The sequence below is a fragment of the Streptomyces sp. NPDC104371 genome (assembly GCF_055583785.1).
The window spans coordinates 365,807-384,842 of record NZ_JBVJNF010000003.1 but is presented as its reverse complement, the minus strand read 5'-3'; the positions used below and the strand labels follow the sequence as shown (position 1 = coordinate 384,842).

Annotated in this window: 20 protein-coding genes; 10 read left to right on the top strand and 10 right to left on the bottom strand. The window is 69.8% G+C overall.

The window, feature by feature from the left end:
- Positions 1–209 precede the first annotated feature (209 nt).
- The 3 genes from ACZ60T_RS12405 (at position 210) to add (ending at position 4,659) form a co-directional block, all read left to right on the top strand.
- A complete protein-coding gene (locus ACZ60T_RS12405; RefSeq protein WP_469665829.1) occupies positions 210–1,751 on the top strand; it encodes a purine-cytosine permease family protein in 1,542 nt (513 codons plus the stop codon).
- A 68-nt stretch (positions 1,752–1,819) separates the two neighbouring features.
- The gene (locus ACZ60T_RS12400; RefSeq protein ID WP_469665828.1) at positions 1,820–3,604 is read left to right on the top strand and encodes an adenine deaminase C-terminal domain-containing protein; all 1,785 of its coding nucleotides are present in this window, start codon (positions 1,820–1,822) and stop codon (positions 3,602–3,604) included.
- Between the two features lie 23 nt (positions 3,605–3,627).
- Positions 3,628–4,659: an adenosine deaminase gene (add, locus tag ACZ60T_RS12395; RefSeq protein WP_365626417.1), complete on the top strand. Its 1,032-nt coding sequence runs from the start codon at positions 3,628–3,630 to the stop codon at positions 4,657–4,659.
- Between the two features lie 80 nt (positions 4,660–4,739).
- Here the strand turns inward: add and ACZ60T_RS12390 are convergent, their stop codons facing one another.
- The 5 genes from ACZ60T_RS12390 to ACZ60T_RS12370 form a co-directional block, all read right to left on the bottom strand.
- Positions 4,740–5,213 carry a GNAT family N-acetyltransferase gene (locus ACZ60T_RS12390; protein WP_469665827.1) on the bottom strand — a complete coding sequence of 158 codons (474 nt, stop codon included), beginning with the start codon at positions 5,211–5,213 and terminating at the stop codon, positions 4,740–4,742.
- Positions 5,214–5,333: 120 nt separating this feature from the next.
- Entirely contained in the window at positions 5,334–5,957 is a 624-nt protein-coding gene (locus tag ACZ60T_RS12385) for a sigma-70 family RNA polymerase sigma factor (protein ID WP_469665826.1), read from the bottom strand.
- A gap of 145 nt (positions 5,958–6,102) precedes the next feature.
- Positions 6,103–6,855, bottom strand: a complete 753-nt coding sequence (locus tag ACZ60T_RS12380; protein WP_469665825.1) for a hypothetical protein — start codon at positions 6,853–6,855, stop codon at positions 6,103–6,105.
- A gap of 26 nt (positions 6,856–6,881) precedes the next feature.
- Positions 6,882–7,655 (bottom strand): GvpL/GvpF family gas vesicle protein, encoded by a 774-nt coding sequence (locus ACZ60T_RS12375; RefSeq protein WP_365626408.1) that lies wholly within the window; start codon positions 7,653–7,655, stop codon positions 6,882–6,884.
- Positions 7,656–7,815: 160 nt separating this feature from the next.
- Entirely contained in the window at positions 7,816–8,478 is a 663-nt protein-coding gene (locus ACZ60T_RS12370) for an HhH-GDP family DNA glycosylase (RefSeq protein ID WP_365626405.1), read from the bottom strand.
- 58 nt (positions 8,479–8,536) lie between these two features.
- Here ACZ60T_RS12370 and ACZ60T_RS12365 point away from each other — a divergent pair, with 58 nt between their 5' ends.
- Together ACZ60T_RS12365 and ACZ60T_RS12360 are read left to right on the top strand one after the other, a co-directional pair.
- On the top strand, positions 8,537–8,698 hold the full coding sequence (locus tag ACZ60T_RS12365) for a hypothetical protein (RefSeq protein WP_469665824.1): 162 nt from the start codon (positions 8,537–8,539) through the stop codon (positions 8,696–8,698).
- Between the two features lie 74 nt (positions 8,699–8,772).
- Complete coding sequence (locus tag ACZ60T_RS12360; protein ID WP_469665823.1) at positions 8,773–9,582, top strand: SAM-dependent methyltransferase; 810 nt, start codon at positions 8,773–8,775, stop codon at positions 9,580–9,582.
- 51 nt (positions 9,583–9,633) lie between these two features.
- Here the strand turns inward: ACZ60T_RS12360 and ACZ60T_RS12355 are convergent, their stop codons facing one another.
- The gene (locus tag ACZ60T_RS12355; RefSeq protein WP_469665822.1) at positions 9,634–10,353 is read right to left on the bottom strand and encodes an MOSC domain-containing protein; all 720 of its coding nucleotides are present in this window, start codon (positions 10,351–10,353) and stop codon (positions 9,634–9,636) included.
- A 425-nt stretch (positions 10,354–10,778) separates the two neighbouring features.
- Between ACZ60T_RS12355 and ACZ60T_RS12350 the strand changes: the two genes are divergently transcribed.
- On the top strand, positions 10,779–11,096 hold the full coding sequence (locus ACZ60T_RS12350; RefSeq protein ID WP_365626395.1) for a hypothetical protein: 318 nt from the start codon (positions 10,779–10,781) through the stop codon (positions 11,094–11,096).
- 192 nt (positions 11,097–11,288) lie between these two features.
- On the opposite strand, the gene ACZ60T_RS12345 is transcribed toward ACZ60T_RS12350, so the two are convergent.
- Positions 11,289–12,488 (bottom strand): 4-hydroxybenzoate 3-monooxygenase, encoded by a 1,200-nt coding sequence (locus ACZ60T_RS12345; protein ID WP_469665821.1) that lies wholly within the window; start codon positions 12,486–12,488, stop codon positions 11,289–11,291.
- Between the two features lie 210 nt (positions 12,489–12,698).
- Here ACZ60T_RS12345 and ACZ60T_RS12340 point away from each other — a divergent pair, with 210 nt between their 5' ends.
- Positions 12,699–13,919, top strand: coding sequence for a hypothetical protein (locus ACZ60T_RS12340; RefSeq protein ID WP_469665820.1), 1,221 nt, complete (start codon positions 12,699–12,701; stop codon positions 13,917–13,919).
- 140 nt (positions 13,920–14,059) lie between these two features.
- Here the strand turns inward: ACZ60T_RS12340 and ACZ60T_RS12335 are convergent, their stop codons facing one another.
- On the bottom strand, positions 14,060–15,031 hold the full coding sequence (locus ACZ60T_RS12335) for a helix-turn-helix transcriptional regulator (RefSeq protein WP_469665819.1): 972 nt from the start codon (positions 15,029–15,031) through the stop codon (positions 14,060–14,062).
- 275 nt (positions 15,032–15,306) lie between these two features.
- On the opposite strand from ACZ60T_RS12335, the gene ACZ60T_RS12330 reads away from it, so the two are divergent.
- From ACZ60T_RS12330 to ACZ60T_RS12320, 3 genes are read left to right on the top strand one after another with little or no spacing between them, the layout of a single operon-like run.
- Positions 15,307–15,918 (top strand): ATP-dependent Clp protease proteolytic subunit, encoded by a 612-nt coding sequence (locus ACZ60T_RS12330; protein ID WP_365626383.1) that lies wholly within the window; start codon positions 15,307–15,309, stop codon positions 15,916–15,918.
- Positions 15,915–16,589, top strand: coding sequence for an ATP-dependent Clp protease proteolytic subunit (locus tag ACZ60T_RS12325; RefSeq protein WP_469665818.1), 675 nt, complete (start codon positions 15,915–15,917; stop codon positions 16,587–16,589). Before ACZ60T_RS12330 ends, ACZ60T_RS12325 begins: the two co-directional genes overlap by 4 nt.
- Before the next feature lie 54 nt (positions 16,590–16,643).
- Positions 16,644–17,381, top strand: a complete 738-nt coding sequence (locus ACZ60T_RS12320) for an SDR family NAD(P)-dependent oxidoreductase (protein ID WP_469665817.1) — start codon at positions 16,644–16,646, stop codon at positions 17,379–17,381.
- Between the two features lie 81 nt (positions 17,382–17,462).
- Here ACZ60T_RS12320 and ACZ60T_RS12315 read toward each other — a convergent pair whose 3' ends face one another.
- The gene (locus tag ACZ60T_RS12315; protein WP_469665816.1) at positions 17,463–18,356 is read right to left on the bottom strand and encodes a S41 family peptidase; all 894 of its coding nucleotides are present in this window, start codon (positions 18,354–18,356) and stop codon (positions 17,463–17,465) included.
- 66 nt (positions 18,357–18,422) lie between these two features.
- Positions 18,423–19,034: a TetR/AcrR family transcriptional regulator gene (locus tag ACZ60T_RS12310; RefSeq protein ID WP_365626370.1), complete on the bottom strand. Its 612-nt coding sequence runs from the start codon at positions 19,032–19,034 to the stop codon at positions 18,423–18,425.
- Positions 19,035–19,036: the final 2 nt, after the last annotated feature.

Sequence of the window (19,036 nt, the reverse complement as noted above, 5' to 3'; positions counted from 1 at the left end):
TGCCAAAACGTTTAGGCATTACCGTCCACCCCGTTGCCAAAACGTTTAGGCAACGCGTCAGAGAGGTCCCGGGGCCATGCCCCGCGGGCTGCCACCCCCTCGCACACCGTCGTGCGCCTCTTGCTCCGGCCCCCCGCCGGACCTCCCCGTACATCCCCGTCCCGTCCCTCCAGGCCGGGACGCGAGTCCGCAAAGGACGCCTGCCGACCATGGCCGAGGCCACCACCGCCGCCCCGCCCGGATCCAACAGATCCGACGGATCCCTCCCGCCCACCGGATCCACCCCGTCCGACGCATCCGCCGGGTCCGCCACATCAGCCGTCTCCGGTGCCCCCGCCACCTCCGCCCCCTCCACCGCCTCGGTCTTCACGGTCGAGCAGCGCGGTATCGACGCCGTGCCCGCCGAGGAGCGTCAGGGCGGGCCGACCCGGCTTCTCGGGCTCTGGGCCGGAACCAACACCACCGTCTTCACGGTCGTCTACGGAGCGCTCGTCGTCTCCTTCGGCCTGTCCTTCTGGTACGCGGTCGCGCTGATCGTCACCGGTAACGTGCTCGGCTTCGCCATCACCGGACTGACCAGCCTCCAGGGCCCGCGCACCGGCACCTCCACCCACTCGGTCTCGCGCGCCGCCTTCGGTCCGCGCGGCGGGCGGCTCCCGGCGCTGCTGAGCTGGGTGATGCTCGTCGGGTTCGAGGCGGGGGGCATGGTGCTGATCGTGCTCGCCGGTCTCGCCCTGCTCGACCAGGCTCATATCACCACCGGTACGTCGGTGAAGGTGCTGGTCATCGCCGCCGCGGCGGGGTTGCAGATGCTGCTGCCGCTGGCCGGATACCACCTGATCATGAAGGTGCAGAAGTACTTCGCCTGGGTCTTCGCCGCGATGTTCGCGGTGATGGCGGTGCTCGTCGCGCCCAAGGCCGACTTCGGCGCCCATGGCGAGGCCCCCTCGCTCGTGACGATCTCCCTGGTCCTCGCCATGGTCACCGCCTCGGGCGGCCTGTCCTGGGCCGACATGGGCAGCGACTACTCGCGCTATCTGCCCGCCGGCTCCGCTCCCCGCAAGGTGTTCGCCTGCGCCGCGCTCGGCGGCATGGTGCCCAACATCCTCCTCCAGATCCTCGGCGCCGCCGTCGCCACCGCGACCACCGACGCCGCCGACCCGATCTCCGGCCTCCCCGCGATCCTGCCGGGCTGGTTCAGCACGCCGTATCTGCTGCTCGCGATCGTCTCGCTGCTCGCGGTCAACACCACCGACATGTACTCCTCGGGCCTGAACCTGCTGGCCGTCGGCCTGCCGATCAAGCGCTGGATGGTCGTCTTCATCGACCTGTCGCTGTGCACCGGCATCACCCTGTGGGCGGTCTTCTCCGCCGACTTCTACACCCTGCTGTCCAACTTCCTGAGCCTGATCGTGCTGTGGCTCGGCCCGTGGGCCGCCGTCTATCTGACCGACTGGGCGCTGCGCCGGGGCCGCTACGACGTGCCCTCGCTGTTCCCGGCCGAGACCGGCCGCCGGGGCATCTACTGGCACCGGGGCGGCGTCCGCCCGGCCGGTCTGCTCGCGGTGCTGCTCGGCCTCGCCGCCGCCGTGCTCTGGGTCGACTCCAGCGTGTTCGTGGGCCCGCTGTCCCGCGCCGCCGGTGGCCTGGACCTCTCGGTGTTCGCCGGAGCCCTCGTCGCCGGGGTCACATACTGGCTGCTCGCCCGCCACACCGTACGGGCCGAGGCCGAACTGACGCCCGCCGCCTGACCGTTCACGCCTCCCTCGTACTCCCCTCCCGCTACCTGCGCTCGTACCACCTCTGGAGCCACACCCCCATGAACCAGCCCAGCCTCCGCGCACTCATCGACGCCTCCGAGGGCGTCGTCAAGGCCGACCGCGTCATCAGGGGCGGACAGCTCGTCAACGTCTGCACGGGCGAGATCTACCCGGCCGATGTCGCCATCACGGGCGACCGGATCGCCGCGACCGGTGACGTCTCCGCGTACGAGGGCCCCGACACCGAGATCATCGACGCGACCGGCAAGTACCTGACGCCGGGGCTCATCGACGGCCATCTGCACCTGGAATGCTCGAAGTTGTCGGTGACGATGTTCGCCGACGCCGCCGTCCGCCACGGCACCACCTCGGTGGTCTCCGGGCTCGACCAGTTCCTCGTCGTGGCCGGCCTGGAGGGGGTGCGCGAGGCGCTGCGCGAGGCGGAGGCGAGCCCCATGAAGATCTTCTGGGGTGCGCCGTTCAAGACGCCGTACACGCTGCCCGAGACGACGGTCGGCTTCTCCTTCGGGCCCGACGAGCACGCCGAGACGCAGGACTGGGCGGACTGCTTCGGGGTGTGGGAGACCGTCGCCGAGTTCGTCCTCAACCGCGACGAGAAGGTGCTGCGCGCCCTCGAACTCGCCCACCGCAACCGGCTGCCGATCTTCGGCTGCGCGCCCATGGCCGCGACGACCACCATCAACGCCCTCTCGGCCGCGGGCGTCCGGCTCGACCACGAGAGCTACAGCGCCGAGGAGGCGCTGGAGAAGCTGCGCGCGGGGATGTCGCTGCTGATCCGTGAGTCGTCGGTGGCACACTTCATGAACGAGAACGTGCGCACCGTCACCGAGTTCGGCGCCCAGTCGCGGCGCGTCGGCTTCTGCACGGACGACATGCACGTCGCCGACATCCTGCGCGAGGGCCACCTCGACAAGCTGGTGCGCATGGCCATCAAGGCGGGCGTGCGGCCGGTCGAGGCCATCCAGATGGCGACGCTCAACTGCGCGGAGATGTACCGCGTCGACCACCTCGTCGGCTCGATCACGCCGGGCCGCTACGCGGACGTACTGATCGTCGACTCCCCCGAATCGTTCGTGGTGGAGCGGGTGTTCGCGCGCGGCCAACTGGTCGCGCGGGACGGCCGGACCGTCGAGGCGCCGCGCGCCCCCGAGCGCACCGCCGCCCTCTCCCCCGCCTTCCAGGTCGCCCCGGTCACCGAGGACTCGATCGGTGTCGCGGCCGAGGGCGAGGACGCCCGTGCCCTGGTGGTCGAGATGGACCGCACCGTGCCGTTCGTACGCAAGGGTGTGGAGATGACGCTGCCGGTCGTGGCCGGCACCGTCCGCGCCGACCTCGCGCAGGACGCCCTGTACGTCACGGTCTCCGAGCGCTACGGGAAGAACGGCGGCGGCACGGTCACCGCGATGATCAACGGGTTCGGTCTGCGCTCCGGTGCGATCGCCTCTTCGGCCGCCCCCGACGACAACAACATCGTCTGTGTCGGCGCCGACCGCGGTGACATGGCCCTCGCCGTGAACCACCTGGCCGAGCACGGCGGTGGTCAAGTCGTCGTGGACGGCGGTGAGATCAAGGAGTTCCTGCCGCTGCCGGTGGCCGGTATCGTCGCCGACCTCGTCCCCGAGGAGATGGCCGCCGCGGAGGACCGCCTGGAGGCCGCCGCCCGCGCGCTCGGCTGTGAACTCCCCTCCGCCTTCGGCTACTTGATCTTCCTGGAGATCACCGCCATCCCCGAGTACGCCGTCACCGACCTGGGTGTCGTCAACTACCACACCCAGGACGTCGTCGACATCCTGAACCCCACCGCCGCGACCGCCGCCAACTGACGCATCCAGCCGAGGAGTTCATCATGACCACCGCACCCGTCACCGTGGACGCGTTCATCGCCGGACTGCCCAAGTGCGAGCTGCACCTGCACATCGAGGGCACCCTCGAACCGGGCCTGAAGTTCGCGCTGGCCCAGCGCAACGGCATCGAGCTGCCGTACGCCGACGAGGCCGCGCTGCGCGCCGCGTACGACTTCCACGATCTGCCCGGCTTCCTCTCCGTCTACTACGAGGGGATGTCCGTCCTCCGTACCGAGCAGGACTTCTACGACCTCGCGGCGGCCTACGCGGCCAAGGCGCACTCCCAGAACGTGCGGTACGCGGAGATCTTCTTCGACCCGCAGGCGCACACCGCGCGGGGCGTCGCCTTCGACACCGTCATCCGCGGCCTGACCCGCGCCCTCGACGACGCCGAGCGCGACACCGGCTTCAAGGGCCGTCTCGTGATGTGCTTCCTGCGGGACTTCCAGGCCGAGTTCGCGATGGCCACGCTGGTGCAGGCGCTCGGGTACCAGGAGTGGATCATCGGTGTCGGTCTGGACTCGGACGAGGCGGGCAACCCGCCGGTGAAGTTCCGTGAGGTCTTCGCTCGGGCGCGCGCCGAGGGGTTCCGGCTGACGATGCACTGCGACGTCGACCAGAAGAACTCGACGGAGCACATCCGCCAGGTCATCGAGGAGATCGGCGTCGACCGTATCGACCACGGCGTGAACGCTCTGGAGGACCCGTCCCTGATCGAGCGGATCCGCGCGCGCGGCCTCGGCCTGACGGTGTGTCCGATCTCCAACGCGCAGGTCACGGACGGCATGAAGGCCGCCGAGATCCGTGCCCTGCTCGACCAGGACGTGAAGGTGACGGTCAACTCCGACGATCCGGCGTACTTCCCGGGCTATGTCGCGGAGAACCTGGCCGCCCTGCGCGAGCCCGCCGCGCTCTCCGACGCCGATCTGGTGCGTCTACAGCGCAACGCGATCGAGATCTCCTGGGCGGCGCCCGCCGTACGCGAGGAGTTCCTCGCGGAGTTGACGGCGTACGCGAAGCGCGCCGCTGTCTGACGGCTTCTCGACGGCGAGTACGCGTAACGCCCGGCCACCTGGTGGCCGGGCGTTACGCGTGGCGAACTCGGCGTACGCGGTCAGTGTGCGCGGTCGGGGGTCCAGCGCATGGTCATGTCGGGCAGGTTCTCCATGTTCCTGCTGCCGTCGTCGGTGTCGACGACGGTGAAGCCATGACGCTCGTAGAACGCGCGGGCGTCGGTGTTCTGCTGGAACACATACAGGGACAACCCCTCGGGGCTGTGCTGCCGGACCACGTCGAGCAACCGCGTCCCTATGCCCTGGCGGCGGACGTCCGGCCGCAGATAGAGGTCCTCGAGCATGTCGTCCTCGAGGGAGGCATAGCCGAGGATCTCCTCGTCACGCACCGCCACCCAGACGCGGCACGTCTTGAGCACGATGTTCGCCACCCACGCGGTGACCTCGTCCTGACCGCGCGTCTGCGGGGGCAGATACGGCATGGTCGCCGCGCGCGAGTCCACATGGATCTGTGCGATCGCCGCCGCGTCCGCGGTGTCCGCGGGTCGGATCTCGGTCCTTCTGTCATCACTCACGGCGCGAACCCTACTGGTTCCGCCGGGAGTTGCTCGAACGGATTTCCGGGCGGACCGGGGCGGTGCCGAAGGGAGGGTGCCGGTCACCGGGGTCGTCCGGTGACCGGCACCCTCTCCTGATCAGGCCGCGAGGGCGGTGGGCTGGTCCGCCTCGCCCAGCAGGTCCATCAGGGTCGCGCGGGCTCGGGCCACGCGGGAGCGGACCGTGCCGATCGGGCAGTCGCTGGCCTCGGCCACCTCCGCGTAGGGCAGCCCGAGCAACTGCGTGAGGATGAACGCCTCCCGGCGGTCCTCGGGCAGCGACGCGAGCAGATCCAGCAGGGCCACGCCGTCGTCGAAGCCCGGCAGATCGCAGGGCTGGGCCCGCTCGACGGCGAGCTGCCAGTCCGGTACGTCCGACAGACGTGGCCGGGCAGCGGCGTACCGGTAGCTGTCGATCACCGCGCGACGGGCGATGGACAGCAGCCAGGCCCTCGCCGAGGAGCGTCCCTCGAACCGGTGCAGGCTGCCGAGCGCCCGCAGGAACGTGTCCTGCGCGAGATCGTCCACCGCCTGGGGGTCGCCGCAGAGATGGGCGACATAGCGCTGGACGTCACGGTGCAGGGCGCCCACGAACTGCTCGACGGCGTCCCGGTCACCGCCCCGGGCGGCCAGTGCCCATGCGGTGATCGATTCATCGACCGCCGCCGAGGTGTCGCTTCGGGGACCTTTGGTGCGCGAGGTGGTCAGTGCGGAAGAAGTCACCAGGTGTCCTTCTCGAGTCAACCGTGATCCGGACCGGTGGCCTGTGAGGGCGGCACGGTCCGGTGAAGGGGAGACGGCCGGGTACGGCCGTGGCCCGAGGCGCGCGCTGTCAGATGGGCAGGCAGCCTCGGGAGACCCGCTGTCGTCAGACGACAGCCGCCCCCACGGGTGGACCCCGAGAAGTGATCGCATGGGCGAGAAGGAGGAGCGGGGGCGCGCGGTCCGAGCGGCAGCGCCGGAGGTGGACGCGCGGACGGTCCGGGGTGGCGGGCAGCGCGAGCAGCAACCGCAGCGGGGCCACCAGCCATCCGGCCACGGCCCGCAGGATCCGGAAGGCGGCCCGCTCGCCGTACGCCAGCCAGAGGCCGCACAGCAGCGCGGCGAGCAGGTGGGCGGCGAGCATGCCGAACGGCGAGGAGCCGACGCCGCTCAGGAGGTCGCCGAGGTGGCCCAGGCCGGTCTGCGGCAGGTGGTTCATGGAGCCCATGTCCATGCCGCCCATGGAACCCATGGAACCCATGCCCATGTGGTTCATGGACATGTGGCTCATGGACATGTGGTCCGCGCCCATGTGGCCCGCACCTGTGTGGCCAAGGCCCATGTGCCCCATGCCGCTCATGGTCATGGAGGCCGAGCCACCGGATGCCGACTGTGCGTAGGAGAACGCCTCGTGCAGCACGGCCTGGGCGGCGAACACGACCGTCACGATCATCGTCCGTCCGCGTTCACGCCCCGCCAGACACCAGCCCGCGGCAGTGGTCCCGGCCAGTCCCGCGGTGAGCGCCCACGCGGGGACGTCGCTCCCGGACATCAGGACGTGGCCCAGGGCGGCGAGCAGCACGCAGACGGCCGCGAACACCGCGGCCCGTATCGCGCGCATACACCACCCTGCTGTCATGGCGCTTCATCCTCGCATTCCGGATTTCAGCAGTCATGAGCGGGTGCCGAATCTCGGCCGGCCGTCGTCCCGGCGGCGGGGTCGGGCTCGACGAAGCTGTACGGCGGCAGCGGCCCGATGACCCGTAGCGCGAGGTGCGGGTGGTTCTTGCGGGCCTGTTCCACGACGGCCAGGAACTCCTCGGCGCAGTCGCGCTCCACCAGGAAGGAGAGGTTGGTGAGCCAGCCGTGGGACTCGGGTCCGACGCTGACGGCCTCGGCCGCCGGTTCCAGCGCGCGCAGCAGCGCCTCGGCGTCCGACGCCTCGAGGTCCTGGATCGCCCCGGCGATCATCTCGCCCAGGCGCATCCGGTCCTCGTCGGTGCCGCCCCCGGCGCGCTGGTTGGCCTCCACCATGGCGCGCGCCTGCGGGTTCCGCCCCAGCACCAGATGCAGTACGGACTCCTCGTCGTGGGTGGCCTTGACGTTGTACTCGGCTCGGCCCTGCAACGCCACGAGCCGCTCCCGGTAGTGCTCGGCACGCTCCGTGAGCGCCCGGGTGACGGAGGCGTCGTCGGGGACCACGCTGCCGAACCGCATGGGCAGGACGGAGCCGCCCGCGCCCGCCTCGCCGAGCACGTGCTGGTGGGCGAGCAGATCCCTGCGTTTGGGCCGCAGCCCCTCGGGGGCGTCGCTGACGACCGCCACCAGATCGCCCGCCTTCAGGATCCTGACCGGTCGCGGCGGATCCCCGACCCCGCCCATGTCCTCGGGAAGCGAGGGGTGCGAGGCCGCGGCGATGCCGTAGACATAGGTGCTCACTCCTGCTCCTCCTCCCCGGGGTGGACGGAGCTGCGTGAACCGGTCGCGCACATGACGCGGTACATGGCGACTTACCAGGCCGAGTGCCCACCGTGCCGCGCGCAAACCTCGCGAGGTGGCCGTGGTGAGCACGAGCCAGGACAGTGGTGCCCGTGGTGTCTCAGGTCGACGACGTGGCCGCGGCGCGTACCTCGTCGGCCAGGGGCTTGTCGAGGGCCGCGTGGACGAGGCCGTCCGCCAGTCTCGGGAGCTCGCGGCGTTCGACGAGGTCGCTCAACTCCTCGGGTGAGGCGGGCAGTCCGAGCCGTCGGGCGCCGTCCAGGGCCTTGTCGTCCAGGTACGGCGCGAACTCCGGCCAGATGCCCTGGACATCGCGCAGGAAGATGTCGGCGCCCGTGGGGCCGATGCCGGGGATGTCCAACAGGGCCTGTCTCGGGTCGGGTTCCTCGCGCAGTCGGCGCAGATCGCCGTCGTAGCGGTCGAGAAGCAGTTCGGCGCCCTTGCCGAGCATGGTCGAGGTGCGCTCGTCGTAGCGCCGGTAGCCGCCCTCGCCCAGCGCGTCGACGCGTTCCTGCCAACTCGCGTCCGCCATCGCTCGCGGGTCACGCAGTCCGGCGTCGAACAGCGCGCGGGCCGCCGCCACCGCGGTGTCGGCCCTGATGCGGGCGCTGAGGAGGATCGCCAGGACGAGTGCCTGGTAGAGCGGCGCGGGGGTGTTGCGCAGCCGGACGCCCGCCTGGGCAGGGTAGGTGTGCCGCTGCCGGTCGAGCAGGGCGCGGACGATGTGGGCCTGCGCCGACTTCCTGGCGGTCTTCGTAGTCATGGCCGTCACCTGTTCGCCACGGTCGTGTCCACCCCGTGTACCCATCTGACGCGAATCGATGCCGCCCTACGTCTGGGATACCGGCACGTATCAGAACCTCGCCGAGCACCAGGGCAGGAAGGTGCCGGTCACCGCCGACGCGAGCCGTGACGCGGTGAACACCGAGCCCGCGTCCGTACGCAGTGGTCGCACCCTGGACGAACTGCCGGAGATCCGCTGAGCCGCCCCACCGACGTCGCGGTGGAGGTCTATGTTGTGGGCGAACGGACCACCGCCTGAACTCCGGGGATTCTCATGCCTGTTGAACAGCCGCTCAGCGACAAGCCGCTCAGCAACGGCAGCCTGCCGCACTCCGCGCGCATCTGGAACTACTGGCTCGGCGGGAAGGACTGCTACGAGATCGACCGCCAGGTGGGCGACCAGATCGCGGGCGCCAATCCGGCGATCCTCGACATCGCCCTGGCGCAACGGGCATTCCTGGTCCGGGCGGTGGAGTGTCTCGTCGGCGAGGCCGGTGTCCGTCAGTTCCTGGACGTGGGGACCGGCTTGCCCACCGCGAACAACACCCACGAGGTCGCTCAGCGAATGCTCCCCGAGGCCCGGATCGTCTACGTCGACCACGACCCGATCGTCCTGGCCCACGCGGAGGCCCTGCTCACCAGCACGCCCGAGGGGACGACGCAATACATCGACGCCGACCTGCGCGACCCCGAGGCGATCCTCGAACAAGCCGCCGCCTCACTGGACTTCAACCAGCCGATCGCTCTGCTACTGCTGGGCATCACCGCCCATGTCACCGACGACATCGTCTACGACCTGGTCGGCCGTCTGACGGCTGCCCTGCCCTCCGGCAGCTACCTCGTCCTCTGCGACGACACCGAAGTGCTCGACCCCCGGCAGATGCGCGAGATGATCGAGCAGTGGAACGAGGCGAGCGACAACCCTCGCGTGAACCGCAGCCCGGCGGAACTCGCCCGGTTCTTCGACGGGTTGGAACTGCTGGAGCCGGGCCTGGTCTCCGTGTCCCGCTGGCGCCCTGACCCGTCCGCCGAGCAACTCCCCGCCGAGGTGGACGACTTCGGCGGCGTGGCACGCAAACCGTGACCGCGAGCCGTAACCGCGAGCCATAACCGCGAGGGTCGTACGCGGGGAGCGTCAGGTCAGCGCGATGGTGTCCCCGATGCGTACCCGCCCCGGCCGCGCGACCGTGGCCAGCGCGTCCAGTCGCATGTCGTGCGCCCGCGCGATGGTTCGCAGGATCTGTGGGGAGTGCGGCAGGTCCCGCTGTGCCTCGTTGGTCATCACGCAGCGCTCACTGGACCGCTCGAACCGCAGCCGTAGGGTGGTCTGTCCTATGCGGGCGGTGCTGCCGAACCACTGGTCCTCCACGAACGCGGGTGTACCCGGCGGTGTGCGCACCAGCAGATTCGGCCGGAAGCGCCGCTCGTCGACGGGCACACCGGGAACGGCCGCGCGCATCCAGTCGAGCGTGGCGGTGGTCAGCACGCTGACCGGGAGCTGGTCGAGATGCGAGATCTCGCCCTCGCGGGCCACTTCGACATCGTTCCGGCCCAGATAGCGACGCACGTACGCGGTGGGATCCGGCACCGGCACATCGTCCGGATCCAGCAGTTCGGGCAGTTCCGCGACCGATCCCCCGGGATACCGGGACCGCAGATGCAGCAGCCCCGGCATGCGACGGAACCGGCGCGTGTTCTTGCCCGAGCCGAACCTGCCCTCGGCGTCCCGCACCGCGTAGAGCCGATCGCCCACGAGCCCCCGGGCGTCGACGGCGACCTCGTCCAGCAGTTCACCGCCCATGGACTTGATCGGATACCGCCAGATCCGCTCCACCGTGCCGAGCACCGTCTCCATACCTCTCCCCGCAGTGAACGCCCCCTCACATAAGGGCTGTTCAGAGTGTGCTGCAGAACGATCATCTGCCCGGCGTGATGACGATCACGACGCCGATGACGAGCACGCCGGGTATTCCGCTGCCGAAGGGCGCTGTGGGATGGGCTCGGCGGGTCACCCGAACGGAGCAGGCTCCTTCGTTACTGAAGCCAGGTGGTCATGGGCAGAGGTCGACGGGTGCGGGCCGGTGGCCCAAGGCGGTCCTCCGGTCGTTGGCCGCTACAAGGGAGAGTTACGGCTATATCCGTGTTTCGTAACGCGCATCCGTTTGGCGGCCTTGTGTCGCGGTTGCGGGCCACAGTGTGGGGCCTCGGCGCGAGCCGGGAATTCGGCCGCACGCCCTGCCCCGACCGGAGTGGGCGTGCACGAACATGAGGGGACAGTTCATGTCTGTTACTCGTAAGGCGGTCCGCCTGATCGCCGCCTGTGTGGCGTCGGGCGCCCTCGTCGGCGCGGCGGCCATGCCTGCCATGGCCGCGAGCCCTGACAGCGGGAGGAGCTACACGCAGAGCCGTCAGGTCGAGGGCTACGACCACGACGGTCACCGCGGTCACTACGGCGACTGGGGCCGCGACCGGCACCATCACCACGGCGGCTACGGCCACCGGCGCTGGGACTGGGGTCACAGCCGTCACCACGGTGGGTACGGCCACCACCGCGGCCATGGCCGCTTCGGCTACTTCGGCTACTTCGGCCACCGCTGACCGGCCCCTTCGAGGGCATGCTGTAGCACTCGCCCCGGGCGCATGACCGTGTTCGCCCATGCTTCCCGTCGGGCAGCGTGACACAGCGGACTCAGCAACGCGGCCTTCGCGCTGGACGCGTACTCCGTTCCCCGGAGCACATGTTCAGCCGAAGGCCGCTTGCGTGTGCGCCGACTGCCGCGTCAAGAGGCCTCAGACACCTACGTAGTTCTCCGCGAAGTAGTCCTGGTGTGCGCGGGAGGTGCGCAGGGTCTCCAGGCGGGCGAGTTGGAGGCCGCTGAGGAAGACCACCTCGTCGTCGTCGCCCGAGGGCGCGTGCAGCAGGTTGATCATCCAGTGGGAGAACTCCTGCGCCCGCCAGATGCGCGGCAGGCAGTCTGCCGAGTAGCGGTCGAGAAGCGTCTCGTCGTGGCTCCCGAGCGCGGTGACGAGGGCCCGCGCGAGGATCTCGGCCTCCATCACCGCGAGATTGGCGCCCTTGGCCGCCGCGGGGCTGATCAGGCTGGCGGCGTCCCCCACCAGGTACATCGATCCGTACCGGATCGGGTCCAGGACATCGGACTGCATGTCGACGATGCCGCGTTCCAGGATCGGGCCCTCGTTCAGCGCACCGAACCGGTCGACCCGCATCCGCAGGTTCAGCTCCTCCCAGATCCGCTCGTCGGTCCAGCCCTGCGGGTCGGTCCCCTTGGGGCGTTGGAGGTAGTAGCGGGTGACGGAGGGCGTGCGGGCCATATGCCCGGCGAAGCCCCGCTCATGGACGGCGTACCCGATGGCGGACATGCTCGGCGGTGCCTCGGCCAGCAACGCCAGCCAGGTGACACCGTGATCACGCCGGTAGTACCGATACGTACCCTCGGGTATCGCGCGGCGACTGACGCCGTGCCGGCCGTCGCAACCGGCCACATACCGGCCACTGCGCCGCAGCACCCTGCCGTCGGCGGTCCGCGCGGTGACGCACGGCCGGTCGCCGTCCAGGCCGGTCACCTCGGTCACCTCGGTGTCGAACCACAACTCCCCGCCGCGCACGAGGAATTGGGCGACGAGGTCGGTCACGAGGTCCTGTTGCGGGTACACATGATGCACCTCACCGCGCCCCAGCGTGCCGTACTTCAGCTCGAACCGGCCCTGTTCGGTGAGGAAGGCACAGGCGTCATGACGCTGCCCCCGGGTGAGCAGTCCGTCCGCGAGGCCGTTCTCGGTCAGCACCCGTACGGTGTTGGCGGCCAGGAACCCGGCGCGCGCCCGCCGTTCGACATGCTCCCGGCTCTGCCGCTCCACCACCAGGCAGTCGATCCCCGCGTCCAGCAGGAGGTTGCCCAGGACCAGTCCGGCCGGTCCGGCACCGATGATCAGGACCGCTGCCCCGTCCTCCACGGCACGGCTCGTCATGGTCGATCCCCCGATTCCCCGTAGACCTTCGGGAAGTCATACCAGATCGATGGCACAAGTGAGCCGCGTATGCAGGGCACTTGGCGAGTTGTCAGGTTCCAGACATGCCGGTTTCAGACAGGAAGCCGTCATTCAGCAATGGGCAGTCGGGATTACAGACTGGGCGGCGCCCACGGATGCCCTCTCCGGGCACCCTTGAAAGGAGTCCCCGTGAAGAAGACCCTCTCCATGGCGGCGAGCCTGGCAGTCGCCGCGACCTGTGCCCTCGGCATGGCCCTTCCTGCTCACGCCGCCGATGCAGCCGGGACCGCGACCGTCGCCAGCCAGTCACTTCCGGCGTCCATCGACACCTCCGCCCTGTCTCCGCAGACCAAGGCGCTGGTCGACCGGATCCTGGCGAAGCTGCCCGCCGACTGGGAGTCCCGTCTCAGCACGGCTCGCGCGCAGTACGGCCTGAGTGACTCGCAGTGGAGCGATATCCGCGACAGCGCGATCAACCCTGGCGACTACCAGTGCCAGACTACCGATCTGTCGACGTATGCCAACTCGCTCCTGGACGGCGCCCAGGACCCGTACACCCTTCTCATACTCCAGCTCTTCGGTGGCTTCGACCTCCCGACCTATGACGCGCTGATCTTCGGCACGCAGTCGTCGTCCAACACCTTCGGTGTCCACGGCGAGTACACCCAGAAGCTCAACTCCGAGATGAAGAACCTCAAGCGGTTCTGGGACATCGACTCGGCGGGTATCTCCCTGGTTCCGATGCACGGTGCCGATGTCTTCTCCAGCCCCGAGCGGCTCTCCCGTACGCTCTCCGTGCTGTACGGCGGGACGCCCGAGGAGAACATGGACCTGGCCGACATGTTCATCGAGCTGGTCGACTCGGAGCCGGTGCTCCAGGGTGGCGCCAACCCGATCTTCACCTTCAACGCCTTCGCCTACAGCGAGGCCGGTGACCCGGAGCCGCTGGGCGTCTCCGACCGGATCATCATGGGTGACGGCATCCTCCAGGGCATGGACTCCGTGGGTCTCGGCGATGTCGCGCCGAAGGGCATCCTGGGCCACGAGTTCGGACACCACGTGCAGTACCAGGACAACCTCTTCGAGAGCGACCTGACCGGCCCGGAGGCGACCCGCCGTACCGAGCTGATGGCCGACGCGTTCGGGACGTACTACCTGACCCACGCGCGCGGCGAGTCGCTGAACGCCACCCGGCTGCTCAAGGCGGAGAAGTCGTTCTACGAGGTCGGCGACTGCAGCTTCACCAACTCCGGGCACCACGGGACGCCCAAGCAGCGTCTCGCGTCGTCGACTTGGGGTGCGAGCGTGGCCAACGACGCGCCGAACCAGGGTCACATCCTGCCGTCGCTCAAGCTGGACGAGATGTTCGAGGCCAAGCTCCCCGACCTGGTCAAGCCGGACGCTCAGTGACAACTCCGGTTCGTACGCCGGGTGTCGATCGCCTGAGCGGATGAGCCGCTGAAGCCGCGCGGGGTGGGACGAGTTCGTGTACCGGCCCACCCCGCGCTTCCATGTGCGGGCCCTGCGCCCGGCCCGCTCGGGGCCGTGGTTCAGAGCCAGCCGCGGCGGCTGGCCTGGACACCGAGTTGGAAGCGGGTCTGGGCGCCGAGCATCTCCTGGAGGCGGGCGATCCGCCGGGCCACGGTCCGCTCACTCACCCCCAGCTCACGGGCGATGGACTCATCGGTCAGCCCGGCACTGAGGTAGCTCAGAAGCTGCCGACTCTCGGGACTGGCCTCGCTCTTGACGGACTCACCGGCCGGGAGCGGCGCGGCGATCCGCCAGTACGACTCGAAGACGCCGATCAGCCCGTCCAGCAGCCCCGACGGCTGGACGACGACGCTGTGATGGCCCCTGCCGTCCGGCGCGGTGACGGACACCACGGCGAAGCGGTCGTCGCAGACCAGGACGTTCAGCGCGACATCGGGGAAGACCCGTGCCTGCTCCCCGCGTTCGACGCAGGAGTGCGCCACCTCCAACGCCTTGGGATCCTGAAGGATGTTGGCGCTGTACACCACCCGGTAGGCGACCCCCCGGTCCAGCGCGTCCAGCGTTCCGGGGCCGACCTCCGGTTCACGCTCGCCCCCGCCCACGGGCCCGATCGACAGCGCGCGCACCTGCTCCATCGCCTCGCTGTGGACCCGGAGTTGGATGGCCTCGGGGTGCCCGGAGGTGTCGACGACCTCGACATAGCTCGACCCCGCGGTGTGGTCGAGCCAGAACCGGGACAGGACCATCGCGCTCTCGTAAGCGATCCGGGCCTCGCGCGCGCGTTGCTCGGCGACGGCCTCCACCATCGCGCGCGGCGGCTGCGCGGTCAGCCGGTCGCCGGTGCGTGCCACCAGACCGATGTCGCTGAGTTCGGTCACCGCGCGCTGCAGGACTTCGAGAGGCAGCCCGACCAGCGTCGGCCGGTCGGTCAACTCGGCTAAGGTTCGCGGCCCTTGCTCCACCAGCGCGACATAGGCGGCCTCGGCTGTCGCGGAGAGACCGAGGGCCTGTAGTGGACGCAGGTCGCGCATGTCCCGTCCCCCCAACCCGGCGGCGCTCGCGACGCCGCCCCCCGGCTCCGTCTCCACGGTGACTGTTCGCCTGCTGAAGATCGCCAGAGTAGCACCAGGTGATCAACTGAAGGCCGGGCGAAGAAGGCCTGCCGAACGGTGTCCGTCGACGGCGGTTAGCTGAAAGCTAATATCCAGCGCATTCGCTGCCTGTCAACTCGCCCCGTGCCTACGATCGTTCGGCCGGTACGTCAGCCTCGCGCCGGTACCTCAGCCTCGCAGGGACGGAACCCCACATGACACGTGCCTCCTCGATACCCCAGCTCTCCGGGCCCCAGGCGGGTGGCCTCGGCGACCAGGTCTTCAACAGGCTTCTCGACGAACGCATCGTCTTCCTCGGTCAGGCCGTGGACGACGACATCGCCAACCGGATCACCGCCCAACTGCTCCTGCTCGCCGCGGACCCGGACAAGGACATCTTCCTCTACATCAACAGCCCGGGTGGCTCGATCTCCGCCGGTATGGCGGTCTACGACACCATGCGGTACATCAAGAACGACGTCATCACCATCGCGATGGGCATGGCCGCGTCGATGGGGCAGTTCCTGCTGACCGCCGGCACACCGGGGAAGCGGTTCGCGCTGCCGAACGCGGAGATCCTGATCCACCAGCCGTCGGCGGGCCTCGCCGGTTCGGCCACCGACATCAAGATCCATGCCGAGCAATTGCTGCGCACCAAGAAGAAGATGACCGAACTCTCGGCGCTGCACAGCGGCCAGACGGTGGAGCAGTGGACGCGCGACGCCGACCGGGACCACTGGTTCAGCGCGCAGGAGGCGAAGGAGTACGGGCTGATCGACGAGGTCATCCTGTCGGTGGCCGACATGCCGGGCAGGGCAGGAGCATGACGCACCGAGACCGGCAACTCGACGGCATCGCAGGGCACTTCACCGGGGCGACGGCCGAAGCCCGCTATGTGGTCCCGCGCTTCGTGGAGCGTACGTCGCAAGGTGTGCGTGAGTACGACCCGTACGCGAAGCTCTTCGAGGAGCGCGTGATCTTCCTCGGCGTCCAGATCGACGACGCCTCGGCGAACGACGTCATGGCGCAACTGCTGTGCCTGGAGTCGATGGACCCCGACCGGGACATCTCCCTCTACATCAACAGCCCCGGCGGCTCCTTCACCGCGCTCACCGCGCTCTACGACACCATGCGGTACGTCAAGCCGGACATCCAGACGGTGTGTCTCGGGCAGGCGGCCTCGGCCGCCGCGGTGCTGCTGGCCGCGGGAACACCCGGCAAGCGCATGGCTCTGCCGAACGCCCGCGTCCTGATCCACCAGCCCTACAGCGAGACCGGTCACGGGCAGACCTCCGACCTGGAGATCGCCGCGAACGAGATCCAGCGCATCCGCTCGCTGCTGGAGGAACTGCTCGCCAGGCACTCCAACACCCCGCTGGAGCAGGTGAGTCGGGACATCGAGCGGGACAAGATCCTCACGGCCGAGCAGGCGCGGGACTACGGGTTGATCGACCAGATCATCACGGCGCGCACCCCTCATCACGCCGCCCCGCGCTGACCTGCCGTGCGACGATCGGCGCGGTAACCGACCGCTGCGCGAAGGAGATGGACTGTGCTGAAGGGCAAGACCGCCGTGGTCACGGGTGGATCCCGCGGCATCGGCCGAGCGATCGTGGAACGCCTCTGCGGCGACGGCGCGCACGTCGTCTTCACGTACCGCGCCGACGAGGAAGCCGCGGAAGCAGTCGTCCGCGAGGTACGAGCGAACGGAGGCCAGGCGCGAGCCATGCGTCTGGACCTCGCCGACCCCGAGGGGCCGGAAGAGCTGATGGCAGCGGCCGAGGCCCGACTCGGCGGTCTGGACATCCTGGTGAACAACGCCGCGGTGTCGCATGCCCGGATGCCCCTCGCGGAGACCGAGGTGGCGTTCTTCGACCGGGTGATGGCGATCAACGCCCGGTCGGTCTTCCTGACCCTGCGGTACGCGGCCAGGCGGATGCGCGACGAGGGCCGGATCGTCAACATCTCCTCGGTGAACACCGTGCGGCCCGTCGCGGGCGTCGGCCCCTACGCCGCCGGCAAGGGCGCGCTCGAGCAGTTGACCGCGGTCGCCGCCCAGGAGCTCGGGCCGCGCGGCATCACGGTCAACACCGTCTCTCCCGGTGCGACCGACACCGACATGCTGCATGGTGCCAATCCCCCGGAAGCGCTCCAGACGGTCGCACAGATGACGCCTCTCGGTCGGCTCGGGCAGCCGAGCGACATCGCCGATGTCGTCGGGTTCCTCGTCGGTCCGGACGGGCGGTGGGTCACCGGGCAGAACCTGCGGGCGTCGGGCGGCTTGGCCTGACCGGCGACGACGGCAGACGGCGCGGGTCGCGGCTCCCTCCGCGACCGGCGCCGTCTCCGTCGCCGTACGAGGCCTGCGCGGCTACGCGTCGAGACGCGTGCGCGCGGCCTTGAGCGCCGTGTCCAGTGCCTGGTCCGCCGGGACGGGGACATCGGGGATCACTCCGACGCCTTCCCAGTTGGTGCCGGTGACGCTGTTGACCGTGCGCGCGGTCGGCACGGTCACGAGGATGTGTTCGGTGACCGCGTGGCGGGCCGTCGGGTGTGCGCCGCCACGGGTCGTCTCACCGACGAGAACGGCTCGGCCATGTGCCTGGAGGGTGTAGGCCACGTCCTCTCCACCGGAGAACGTGATCGCGCTGGTGAGTACGTAGACGGGGCGGTCCGGGTAGCGCGGGGCGGGCAGGTGTGCGGTCGTCCAGTACTGCCGGGTGACGCCGGTGGAGCGCTCGTAGATGTCGTTGAGGTGTACCTCGTCGTCCTGGAAGAAGTAGCTGCACCACATCGCGGCGCCCGACGGTGCCCCGCCCGTGCAGGCGCGCAGGTCGAGGACGAGCGCGGCGCTGTTCGCGACCAGGTGCATGGCCGCGCCGATCGCGGTGGCGCCCTCGTCGGCGGAGGCTATGCGCCGGATGTCGATGAGGGCGATGTTCCCGTCCAGGTGCTCGACGCGGCGGATGCCCTGGTGTTCGGCCCGGAGCAGCGCGAGGAACGCGGCCTGTCCCCCGTCCTTGTCCTCCGGTTCCAGCGACTGCGGCTGGTCCGTCCAGAGCAGCCGCAGATGCCGGTCCGGGCACACCTGCTGAAGGTGGGTGGTCACGGTCGCGCAGAGGGCGGGCCCGTCCAGGTCGTCGTACTCCCCCGCCTCGAGACGGCGCCGGATCGCGGCGTCGATGTCCACGGTCTTCTCGGGGAACACGTACCCGGCCTCGATCTGCTCCAGAGCGCGCCCGACTATCTCTTCGTTGGTGAGCATGGTGGCTGATGTTAGTAGCCCAACGGGCGCTCCGGCAGGCGGTATTCGCCCGTCGAGGAGCGGTGTTCACCCGGCTCTTCGGGGGAGCGGCTCCGTGGTGAGACCCGCGAGGGCGGCGACGGCCAGGCGCACCGTGCGGTCCGTCACGGCGGTGTAGTCGTCGCCCGCCTCCAGGGCCGTGGTCGCGGCGTTCACCAGCCCTTGCAGCAGCCGGGCCGTACGCAGCGGGGCGTCGTCGCCGAGGTCGCGCAGGGCGTCCACGAGCGGGTCGAGCAAGGCGCGGTGCGCGGCGTCGGCGCCCGCGCGCAGGGCCGCGGCGTCCTGTGCGTCGGCGCCGGCGCGGGCGATGCGGTGCTCGCCGTCGCGCACCATCTCCAACTGCGCCACGACATAGGCGGCGATCCGGTCCTCGGGGGCGTCGCCCGCGGCCGCGAGAGCGGCGTGGATGCGCTCGGTCCAGCGCGGCGCGGCCTGTCGCACCACCTCGGTCAGCAACTCGCGGCGGTTGGAGAAGTACTTGTAGACGCTGTTGCGGGCCAGCCCGGTGCGGCGGGCGATCGCCGCGAACGTCACCTCGGCGGCATCGCCCTCGGCGAGCAGCTCGTACGCCGCGTCGAGCAGGGCGGCACGCTGCTGGGCGCGGTGATCTGCGACCGAAGCGGCCTGGATCTTGGGCATCC